The organism is Pseudomonas sp. S37 (assembly GCF_016658545.1).
Taxonomy (GTDB): domain Bacteria; phylum Pseudomonadota; class Gammaproteobacteria; order Pseudomonadales; family Pseudomonadaceae; genus Aquipseudomonas.
The window spans coordinates 1-9,354 of sequence record NZ_JACVZC010000171.1 but is presented as its reverse complement, the minus strand read 5'-3'; the positions used below and the strand labels follow the sequence as shown (position 1 = coordinate 9,354).

The window sequence follows — 9,354 nt, the reverse complement described above, 5'->3', positions numbered from 1 at the left end:
GCTGCTGCGCAGCCCGATCGCGACACAAGGCCGCTCCTACAAGGGGCCGCGCAGGGTCAGGGTTCGATACGCTTCAACTCATTCAGCAACCCCATCAACTGCTGAAGTTTCTCTTCACCAAACTGCGCCTGGATCTTCTGGTAATTGGCCTCCATCCCTTCCTTCATGGAGGCAAAGCACGCCTCCCCACCTTCGGTCAGCGTCACGAATACCCGCCGCTGGTCCTGCGCGGCCTTCTGCCGGCGCACCAGCCCGTCGCGTTCCAGCCGCCCCAATACCCCGGTCATGCTCGGCTTGAGGATGCAGGCCAGCTCGGCCAGCTGGTAGTTCTCCAGCTCGCCGTGCTGTTTGAGGATGCGGATCACCCGCCATTGCTGCTCGGTCAGGTCGTGCGCGTTCAGCAACGGCCGGAAAAATGCCATCGCGGCTTCCCGGGCCTGCAGCAGGCTCAAGGTCAGCGAAGGTTGTGTCTGGGTCATGGTCAAACCTGTGGTTTTTCTCTGTTCTCGAATTTAAGGGCATGCACCGTGGAAAGTGCAATCTGTTCCACGGAAAACCCATTCAGGCCACGCGCCCGAGCTGCGACCATCCGGCACAAACAACAACACATACCGGGTGCGCCGCCATGGCCATTTCATTACAACCCTGCCTGCCGCTGGCGGTACTCCCCGGGCGTGAGCTTGGCGTAGCGGTTGAAGAAGCGGCTGAAATAGGCCGGGTCCTTGAAGCCGAGCTGGTAGCAGATTTCGTTGGCCGTGCTGCCGGAAAACAACAGCAGGCGCTTGGCCTCCTGCATCAGCCGCTCCAGCACCAGGCGCTTGGACGGCAAGTCGGCGATGCGCCGGCACACGTCATTCAAGCGTGCCTCGGTCACGCCGACCTGCTGCGCGTAGCGGGCCAACGGCCAATGCTCCAGGTAATGCGCTTCGATCAGTGCATTGAAACGGTGGAAGATCTTCAGGTCCTCATGCCGCGCCGGGGTCGACTCCAGCGAGTGGGGGCACAGCCGCAGCAGGCTGATCATGATCAACCGGGTAAGCGACAGCAGCGCCGCCTCGCGCCCCGCTTGCCGGCTGGCAAATTCGTCGCTCAGTGCTTCCAGCCAGCCTTGCAGGCGGCGCGCCTCGGCCTGGTATTCAGCCGGCAGGTTGCCCAGCGCCACGCAGGCCGGCTGCACCTGCATGCCCGCCGGCAGCAGGCTGGCATCGGCTTCGATCAATTGCCAGACCAGTTGCTGGCGCACCGTCAGCACGTGCCCATCGCTATCGGCTTCGGTAACGAATGCATGCGCCACGGTTGGCGGGGTAAGGAAGAACATCGGCCCGGACTCGATGAATTGCTGGTCATCCAGGTACACCCGCACCGTTCCCGACTTCACGTAATGCACCTGGAAAAACCGGTCATGCCGGTGCACCGGCATGTTGCGCCCGAAAAAGCCCGCCAGGTTGCCCAGCCGATCGTAATGCACCTCGCTGTCGCTGTAGCGCTGGTCGTAGACCTGGCCAATGTTGATGTTCGGAATCGGATGCCGGTCGCTCATGGCTGCTTGCTCGCAAATCGCTTGACCCTGTTGACGATGGCCCATGGTGCACCGCCTTCGCGGCAGGCGCCACTGGCCACCCCTTGACCATCGTTAACATATTAACTATAACATTAACACATTAACAAAATCCGCAGGACGGCCACCGCCCTGCACTGCCAGGAGAAAAGCATGAGCCATGCCCTGCATGACGTTGCCAGCGGCACACTGTTCGGCGTCGCGCTGAACTACCAGGGTTTGCTGCAGCAGCACCACGCGGCGTTCGTCGAAGCCCCATACAAGCAGCTGCCGGTCAAGCCGGTGCTGTTCGTCAAGACCCCGAACACCCGCAACCGGCATGAAGGCCAGGTGGTGTTCCCTGCCGGCGTGCAGCACCTGCAACCTGGCCCGGCGCTGGGCGTGGTAATCGGCAAAACCGCCAGCCGCGTCAGCGTGGCCAATGCCCTGCAGCACGTCGCCGGTTACATCATCGTCAACGAAGTGAGCCTGCCCGAAGACAGCTACTACCGCCCGGCGGTCAAGGCCAAGTGCCGTGACGGCTTCTGCCCCGTGGGCCCAGAGCTGGTACCGGCCAGCCAGGTGCCCAACCCCGACGCCTTGGGCCTGCGCCTGTATGTGAACGGCGAACTGCGCCAGCACAACAACACCGCCAATTGCGTGCGCTCGGTGGCCCAGCTGATTGCCGAGATCAGCGAGTTCATGACCCTGCACGCCGGCGACATCCTGATCACCGGCACCCCCGAGGGCCGCGTCGATGTACAGCCAGGCGACCGCGTCGATATCGAGATCGACGGCCTGGGCAAGCTGACCAACCACATCGTCGCCGAGTGAGGAATTACCTGTGAAACACGCCCGTATCCAGTTCGACGGCCAGGTCCATGACGTCACCGTCGAAGGCGACCACCTGCGCCTGGCCGATGGCCGCCTGGTCCAGCAAGACCAGGTCACCTGGCTGCCACCCGCCACCGGCAGCATGTTTGCCCTGGGCCTGAACTACGCCGACCACGCCAGGGAGCTGGCCTTCGCGCCGCCCACCGAGCCGCTGGCCTTCATCAAGTCGCCGGGCACCTACACCGGCCACAACCAGGTCACCTGGCGCCCGGACAACGTCGAGTACATGCACTACGAGTGCGAACTGGTCGCGGTCATCGGCAAGGCGGCAAAAAACGTCAAGCGCGAGGATGCCCTGGCCTACGTTGCCGGCTACACCGTGTGCAACGACTACGCCATCCGCGACTACCTGGAAAACTACTACCGCCCCAACCTGCGGGTGAAAAACCGCGACGCCACCACCCCGGTCGGGCCGTGGATCGTCGATGCCGCCGATGTGCCGGATGTCACCAACCTGAAGCTGCGCACCTGGATCAACGGCGAGCTGAAGCAGGAAGGCACCACCGCGGACATGATCTTCGACATCCCGCACCTGATCGAATACTTCTCCAGCTTCATGACCCTGCAGCCCGGCGACATGATCGCCACCGGCACGCCGGAAGGCCTGGCCGACGTGGTGCCGGGCGATGAAGTGGTGGTGGAAGTGGAAGGCGTCGGTCGCCTGGTCAACCGTATCGTCAGCGAAGCTGACTTCTTCAAGAACAACAAGGCGTGAGCAGCATGATCAAGCACTGGATCAACGGCCGTGAGGTCGAAAGCAAAGACACCTTCGTCAACTACAACCCGGCCACTGGCGACGCCATCTGCGAAGTGGCCAGTGGCGGTGCCGAAGAAGTGGCCCAGGCCGTGGCTGCGGCGAAAGAAGCCTTCCCGAAATGGGCCAACACCCCGGCCAAGGAACGTGCGCGGCTGATGCGCAAGCTGGGTGAGCTGATCGACCAGAACGTGCCGAAGCTGGCCGAACTGGAAACGCTGGATACCGGCCTGCCGATCCACCAGACCCGCAACGTGCTGATCCCGCGGGCCTCGCACAACTTCGACTTCTTCGCCGAAGTGTGCACCCGCATGGACGGCCACACCTACCCGGTCGACGACCAGATGCTCAACTACACGATGTACCAGCCGGTCGGGGTATGTGGCCTGGTGTCGCCGTGGAACGTGCCGTTCATGACCGCTACCTGGAAGACCGCGCCGTGCCTGGCGCTGGGCAACACCGCGGTGTTGAAGATGAGCGAACTGTCGCCGCTGACCGCCAACGAGCTGGGCCGCCTGGCCGTGGAAGCCGGCATCCCCAACGGCGTGCTCAACGTGATCCAGGGTTACGGCGCCACTGCCGGTGATGCGCTGGTGCGCCACCCGGATGTGCGGGCCATCTCGTTCACCGGCGGCACCGCCACCGGGCGCAAGATCATGCAGACTGCGGGCCTGAAGAAGTATTCGATGGAGCTGGGCGGCAAGTCGCCGGTATTGATTTTCGAGGACGCCGACCTTGAGCGTGCGCTGGACGCCGCACTGTTCACCATCTTCTCGCTGAACGGCGAACGCTGCACCGCCGGCAGCCGCATCTTCATCCAGGAAAGCGTCTACCCGCAATTTGTTGCCGAGTTCGCCGCCCGTGCCAAGCGCCTGATCGTGGGCGACCCGACCGACCCGAAAACCCAGGTCGGTTCGATGATCACTCAAGCGCACTACGACAAGGTCACCGGCTACATCCGCATCGGCCTGGAAGAAGGCGCGCGCCTGGTCGCGGGCGGCCTGGAGCGCCCGGCCAACCTGCCGGCGCACCTGGCCAAAGGGCAGTTCATCCAGCCCACCGTGTTCGCCGACGTGAACAACAAAATGCGCATTGCCCAGGAAGAAATCTTCGGCCCGGTGGTGTGCCTGATCCCGTTCAAGGACGAGGCCGAGGCGCTGCAGTTGGCCAACGACACCGAGTACGGCCTGGCCTCGTACATCTGGACCCAGGACATCGGCAAGGCCCACCGCCTGGCGCGTGGCATCGAGGCCGGCATGGTGTTCATCAACAGCCAGAACGTGCGCGACCTGCGTCAGCCGTTCGGTGGTGTGAAAGGCTCTGGTACCGGGCGCGAGGGTGGGCAATACAGCTTCGAAGTCTTTGCAGAGATCAAGAACGTGTGTATTTCGATGGGTAGCCACCACATACCGCGTTGGGGCGTATAAAACCGTCCCGAGCGGTCCGGCAGCCCCTGTGGGAGCGGGTTCACCCGCGAAGAAGCCAACGCGGTGGCTGGCACCGGCTGCGCCGGTGTTCGCGGCTAAAGCCGCTCCCACAGGAGACTGCGTCGGCCTTGCAAGTTTGGCCAGACCGCTGCTCCCACACGACAACAACATCCTTCAACGGAGCTTTCCATGGGCAAACTCGCTCTCACTGCCAAGATTACCCATGTACCGTCCATGTACATGTCCGAACTGCCGGGCCCGCGCCAGGGCTTTCGCCAGGCGGCCATCGACGGCCATCACGAAATCAGCCGCCGTTGCCGTGAGCTGGGCGTGGACACCATCGTGGTGTTCGACACCCACTGGCTGGTCAACGCCAACTACCACGTGCTATGCGGGCCGCACTTCGAAGGCGTGTACACCAGCAACGAGCTGCCGCACTTCATCAGTAACATGCCCTATGCCTTCCCCGGCAACCCCGAGCTGGGCCAGCTGCTGGCCGCCGAGTGCAACCGCTTCAACGTCGAGACCATGGCCCACCACGCCACCACCCTCGCCCCGGAGTACGGCACCCTGGTGCCGATGCGCTACATGAACCAGGACCAGCACTTCAAGGTGATCTCGGTGTCGGCGCTGTGCACCTCGCACTACCTGGCCGACAGCGCCCGCCTGGGCTGGGCCATGCGCAAGGCCGTCGAAGACCACTACGACGGCACCGTGGCGTTCCTCGCCAGTGGCTCGCTGTCGCACCGCTTTGCGCAGAACGGCCAGGCGCCGGACTTTGCCACCAAGGTGTGGAGCCCGTTTCTGGAAACCCTTGATCACCGCGTGGTGCAAATGTGGCAGGACGGCGAGTGGCAGGCTTTCTGCGGCATGCTCCCGGAATACGCCGCCAAGGGCCATGGCGAAGGCTTCATGCACGACACGGCGATGCTGCTCGGGGCGCTGGGCTGGTCCGACTACGACGGCAAGGCCGAGGTGGTCACGCCCTACTTCGGTTCGTCCGGCACCGGCCAGATCAACGCGATCTTCCCGGTCACCCCGCAGGACGGCAGCGCCATCCCGGCCGCCCAGGCCGCCAACCCGGCTGCGGTGGTATCCACCAGTCGCCTGTGACCCGCGTTTCGCTGCTGGCCGCCCAAGCGGGTGGCCGGCCCTTCCTCACCTAGGAGGCCCCTGATGCCGCACCTGGTCCTGCTCTACACCCCAGACCTTGAAACCGACGCCGACATCCCCGGCCTGTGCCGCGCCCTGGCCGACACCATGCTGGAACAGCGCGATGGCGAAGGCAAAGCCGTGTTCCCCACCGGCGGCACCCGCGTGCTGGCCTACCCGGCCGCGCATTGCGCGGTGGCCGACGGCAAGGGCGAATACGGCTTCCTGTACGCCAACCTGCGCATGGCCACCGGCCGCAGTGCCGAGGTGCACAAGGCCGTCGGCGACAGCCTGCTGGCGGTGCTCAAGGCCCGCCTTGACCCACTGCTGCAACAACGCCCGGTCGGCATCACCGTGCAGATCGACCACAGTACCGCCCAGGTATACGACGCCAAACACAGCACCTTGCACCCGCTATTCAACCGCTAGCGCTGGCACACCCCCGACTCATTACAGAACAAGTACAACACTATGAGCACACTCGAACACGCCTCACCGCACGCGGCCCCGGTTGACCGGGCCGCCAGTACCCACCGGGCAGTCACCTGGCGGCTGATGCCGTTGCTGCTGGTGTGCTACCTGTTCGCCCACCTGGACCGCATCAACATCGGCTTTGCCAAGATGCAGATGAGCCAGGACCTGCACCTGTCCGACACGGTCTATGCCCTGGGTGCCGGGCTGTTCTTCATTGCCTATGCGTTGTTCGGCGTACCCAGCAACCTGATGCTCGACCGGGTCGGCCCGCGCCGCTGGATCGCCTGCCTGATGGTGGTGTGGGGGCTGTTGTCGACCAGCATGCTGCTGATTGAAAGCAGCAGCGCCTTCTACCTGCTGCGCTTTGCCCTGGGCGCGGCCGAGGCCGGGTTCTTCCCGGGCATCCTGGTCTACCTCAACCGCTGGTACCCGGCCGGGCGCCGCGCCCAGGTCACCGCCCTGTTCGCCATTGCCGTGCCGTTGGCCGGGGTGGTCGGCGGGCCGGTGTCGGGGGCGATCCTGGCGTTCATGCACGATACTGGCGGGCTGCGCGGCTGGCAGTGGATGTTCCTGCTCGAAGGCGCACCGGTGGTGGTGCTGGGCCTGGTGGTGCTGGCGGTGCTGCCGGAACATTTCGAGAAGGTGCGCTGGCTGAGCGATCAGCAAAAAGCCTCGCTGCGTGCCCAGTTCGGCGAGGAAGAACAGCGCAAGCCGGTCACCTCTTTTGGCGCCATCTTCGCCAGCCCTGCCCTGTGGCTGCTGGTGGCGGTTTATTGCGCGGTGATGCTGGCAGTGAACACCCTGGCATTCTGGATGCCCAGCCTGATCCACAGCGCCGGGGTTGGCAGCGACGCCAGCGTCGGCCTGCTCAGCGCCGTGCCGTACCTGGCCGGCTGCGTATTCATGCTGGCCTGCGGCCGCTCCAGCGACCGCCTGCGCGAACGCCGCTGGCACTTGTGCGTACCGCTGCTGATGGCCGCCAGCGGCATCGCCATTGCCGCCATTGCCCCCGAGCAGGCGCTGCCGGTGATGGCCGGCCTGGTGCTGGCAGGCATGGGCGCCAGCGCCGCGCTACCGATGTTCTGGCAACTGCCGCCGGCATTCCTCAACGCCCGCACCCAGGCCGCCGGCATCGCCCTGATCAGCTCACTGGGCAGCATCGCTTCGTTCTTCACCCCCTACTTCATCGGCTGGGTACGCGACACCACCCACAGCGCCAGCCTGGCGCTGTACGTACTCGCCGTGTTCATCGCCCTGGGCGGCCTGCTGGTGCTGCGCACCCGGGCCGCCATCGTCAATCCCTGAATCAAGAGACTGTCACCATGCTAGACAACGCTTTCATCCAGCAAGCCGCCGAACGCCTCGACCAGGCCGAACGCTCCCGCGAACAAGTGCGCCAGTTCTCGCTGGAGCAACCTGGCATCAGCATCGAAGACGCCTACGCCATCCAGCGCGCCTGGGTGGCGAAAAAGATCGCGGCCGGGCGCAAGCTGGTCGGCCACAAGATCGGCCTGACTTCGCGGGCCATGCAGGTATCGTCGAACATCAGCGAACCCGACTATGGCGCCCTGCTCGACGACATGCTGTTCGATGAAGGCAGCGACATCCCCTTCGAGCGCTTCATCGTGCCGCGTGTGGAAGTGGAGCTGGCGTTCATCCTCGGCAAGCCGCTGAAAGGCCCCAACGTCACTGTGTTCGACGTACTGGACGCCACCGAGTGGGTGATCCCGGCGCTGGAAATCATCGACGCGCGCATTCAGCAGGTAGACCCTCAAACCCAGGCGACGCGCAAGGTGTTCGACACCATTTCCGACAACGCGGCCAACGCCGGTGTGGTCATGGGCGGCCGTGCAGTGCGCCCGACCGAAATTGACCTGCGCAAGGTGCCGGCGGTGCTTTACCGCAATGGTGTGATCGAGGAATCCGGCGTAAGCGCTGCCGTGCTCAACCACCCGGCCAAGGGCGTGGCATGGCTGGCCAACAAGCTGGCGCCATACGACGTCACCTTGCAGCCCGGGCAGATCATCCTCGGTGGCTCGTTCACCCGCCCGGTGGCCGCGCGCCCTGGCGACACCTTCCACGTCGACTACGACCTGCTCGGCTCGATTGCCTGCCGCTTTGTTTGAGGACCTGCCCATGGACATGCCCATCAACCACTTCAAGCAACGCCTGCGCAGCGGTACGCCGCAGATCGGCCTGTGGCTTGGCCTGGCCGACGCCTATTGCGCCGAGCTGGCGGCCAATGCCGGTTTCGACTGGCTGCTGATCGATGGCGAGCACGCGCCCAACGACCTGCGCGGCATGCTCGCGCAGTTGCAGGCGGTGGCGCCCTACCCCAGCCAGGCGGTGATCCGCCCGGTGATTGGCGATACCGCACTGATCAAGCAGGTGCTGGACATTGGTGCGCAGACCTTGCTGGTGCCGATGGTGGAAAGTGCCGAGCAGGCGCGGCAGCTGGTCAGCGCCATGCACTACCCGCCCAAGGGTGTGCGTGGCGTGGGTAGCGCACTGGCGCGCGCTTCGCGCTGGAACAGTATCCCCGGCTACCTGGACCAGGCGGATGAACAGATGTGCCTGCTGGTGCAGATCGAGAACAAGGAAGGCCTGGCCAACCTGGACGAGATTGTTGCGGTGGACGGTGTGGACGGGGTGTTCATCGGGCCGGCTGACCTGAGTGCAGCGATGGGCCACCGGGGCAACCCTGGGCACCCCAAGGTGCAGGCGGCGATTGAGGATGCGATCGTGCGGATTGGCAAGGCGGGCAAGGCTGCCGGCATTCTCAGTGCGGACGAGAAACTGGCGCGGCGCTACATTGAGCTTGGGGCGGCGTTTGTGGCGGTGGGGGTGGATACCACGGTACTGATGCGCGGGTTGCGCGAGTTGGCGGGCAAGTTCAAAGGTACCCCGGTGGATGGCAGCGCTGGGGGTGGTGTTTACTGAGGTACCTGAGTGGATGGCACCGGCTTACGCCGGTGTTCGCGGCTGAAGCCGCTCCCACAGGGATCGCGTGGTAGCTGAAAACAGCGCAAAACCTGTGGGAGCGGGCATGCCCGCGAACACCGGCACAGCCGGTGCCATCCACCGCGTTGCCTTCTTCGCGGGCACGCCCGCTCCCA

General features: G+C 64.7%; 10 protein-coding genes. 8 read left to right on the top strand and 2 right to left on the bottom strand.

The features are described from left to right. Positions 1–56: 56 nt before the first annotated feature. On the bottom strand, positions 57–479 hold the full coding sequence (hpaR, locus tag IAE39_RS28105) for a homoprotocatechuate degradation operon regulator HpaR (RefSeq protein ID WP_201207737.1): 423 nt from the start codon (positions 477–479) through the stop codon (positions 57–59). A 158-nt stretch (positions 480–637) separates the two neighbouring features. Then, positions 638–1,540, bottom strand: coding sequence for a 4-hydroxyphenylacetate catabolism regulatory protein HpaA (gene hpaA, locus IAE39_RS28100; RefSeq protein ID WP_201207736.1), 903 nt, complete (start codon positions 1,538–1,540; stop codon positions 638–640). 171 nt (positions 1,541–1,711) lie between these two features. On the opposite strand from hpaA, the gene IAE39_RS28095 reads away from it, so the two are divergent. From IAE39_RS28095 to hpaI, 8 genes are all read left to right on the top strand, one after another. Further along, complete coding sequence (locus tag IAE39_RS28095) at positions 1,712–2,371, top strand: fumarylacetoacetate hydrolase family protein (RefSeq protein WP_201207735.1); 660 nt, start codon at positions 1,712–1,714, stop codon at positions 2,369–2,371. Between the two features lie 10 nt (positions 2,372–2,381). Beyond that, positions 2,382–3,146, top strand: a complete 765-nt coding sequence (locus tag IAE39_RS28090) for a fumarylacetoacetate hydrolase family protein (RefSeq protein ID WP_201207734.1) — start codon at positions 2,382–2,384, stop codon at positions 3,144–3,146. Between the two features lie 5 nt (positions 3,147–3,151). Next, positions 3,152–4,612 (top strand): 5-carboxymethyl-2-hydroxymuconate semialdehyde dehydrogenase, encoded by a 1,461-nt coding sequence (gene hpaE / locus IAE39_RS28085; RefSeq protein WP_201207733.1) that lies wholly within the window; start codon positions 3,152–3,154, stop codon positions 4,610–4,612. 189 nt (positions 4,613–4,801) lie between these two features. Continuing rightward, positions 4,802–5,725 (top strand): 3,4-dihydroxyphenylacetate 2,3-dioxygenase, encoded by a 924-nt coding sequence (gene hpaD / locus IAE39_RS28080; protein WP_201207732.1) that lies wholly within the window; start codon positions 4,802–4,804, stop codon positions 5,723–5,725. Between the two features lie 63 nt (positions 5,726–5,788). Next, positions 5,789–6,193 (top strand): 5-carboxymethyl-2-hydroxymuconate isomerase, encoded by a 405-nt coding sequence (locus IAE39_RS28075; protein ID WP_201207731.1) that lies wholly within the window; start codon positions 5,789–5,791, stop codon positions 6,191–6,193. A gap of 42 nt (positions 6,194–6,235) precedes the next feature. Beyond that, positions 6,236–7,543 carry an MFS transporter gene (locus IAE39_RS28070; protein WP_201207730.1) on the top strand — a complete coding sequence of 436 codons (1,308 nt, stop codon included), beginning with the start codon at positions 6,236–6,238 and terminating at the stop codon, positions 7,541–7,543. Positions 7,544–7,560: 17 nt separating this feature from the next. Beyond that, positions 7,561–8,364: a 2-oxo-hept-4-ene-1,7-dioate hydratase gene (gene hpaH / locus IAE39_RS28065; protein ID WP_201207729.1), complete on the top strand. Its 804-nt coding sequence runs from the start codon at positions 7,561–7,563 to the stop codon at positions 8,362–8,364. Positions 8,365–8,374: 10 nt separating this feature from the next. Continuing rightward, positions 8,375–9,178, top strand: a complete 804-nt coding sequence (gene hpaI / locus IAE39_RS28060) for a 4-hydroxy-2-oxoheptanedioate aldolase (RefSeq protein ID WP_201207728.1) — start codon at positions 8,375–8,377, stop codon at positions 9,176–9,178. Positions 9,179–9,354: the final 176 nt, after the last annotated feature.

Coding starts and splice junctions, on each gene's coding strand:
- hpaR (WP_201207737.1), bottom strand. CDS start 479: ATGACCCAGACACAACCTTCGCTGACCTTGAGCCTGCTGCAGGCCCGG.
- hpaA (WP_201207736.1), bottom strand. CDS start 1,540: ATGAGCGACCGGCATCCGATTCCGAACATCAACATTGGCCAGGTCTAC.
- IAE39_RS28095 (WP_201207735.1), top strand. CDS start 1,712: ATGAGCCATGCCCTGCATGACGTTGCCAGCGGCACACTGTTCGGCGTC.
- hpaE (WP_201207733.1), top strand. CDS start 3,152: ATGATCAAGCACTGGATCAACGGCCGTGAGGTCGAAAGCAAAGACACC.
- hpaD (WP_201207732.1), top strand. CDS start 4,802: ATGGGCAAACTCGCTCTCACTGCCAAGATTACCCATGTACCGTCCATG.
- IAE39_RS28075 (WP_201207731.1), top strand. CDS start 5,789: ATGCCGCACCTGGTCCTGCTCTACACCCCAGACCTTGAAACCGACGCC.
- IAE39_RS28070 (WP_201207730.1), top strand. CDS start 6,236: ATGAGCACACTCGAACACGCCTCACCGCACGCGGCCCCGGTTGACCGG.
- hpaH (WP_201207729.1), top strand. CDS start 7,561: ATGCTAGACAACGCTTTCATCCAGCAAGCCGCCGAACGCCTCGACCAG.
- hpaI (WP_201207728.1), top strand. CDS start 8,375: ATGGACATGCCCATCAACCACTTCAAGCAACGCCTGCGCAGCGGTACG.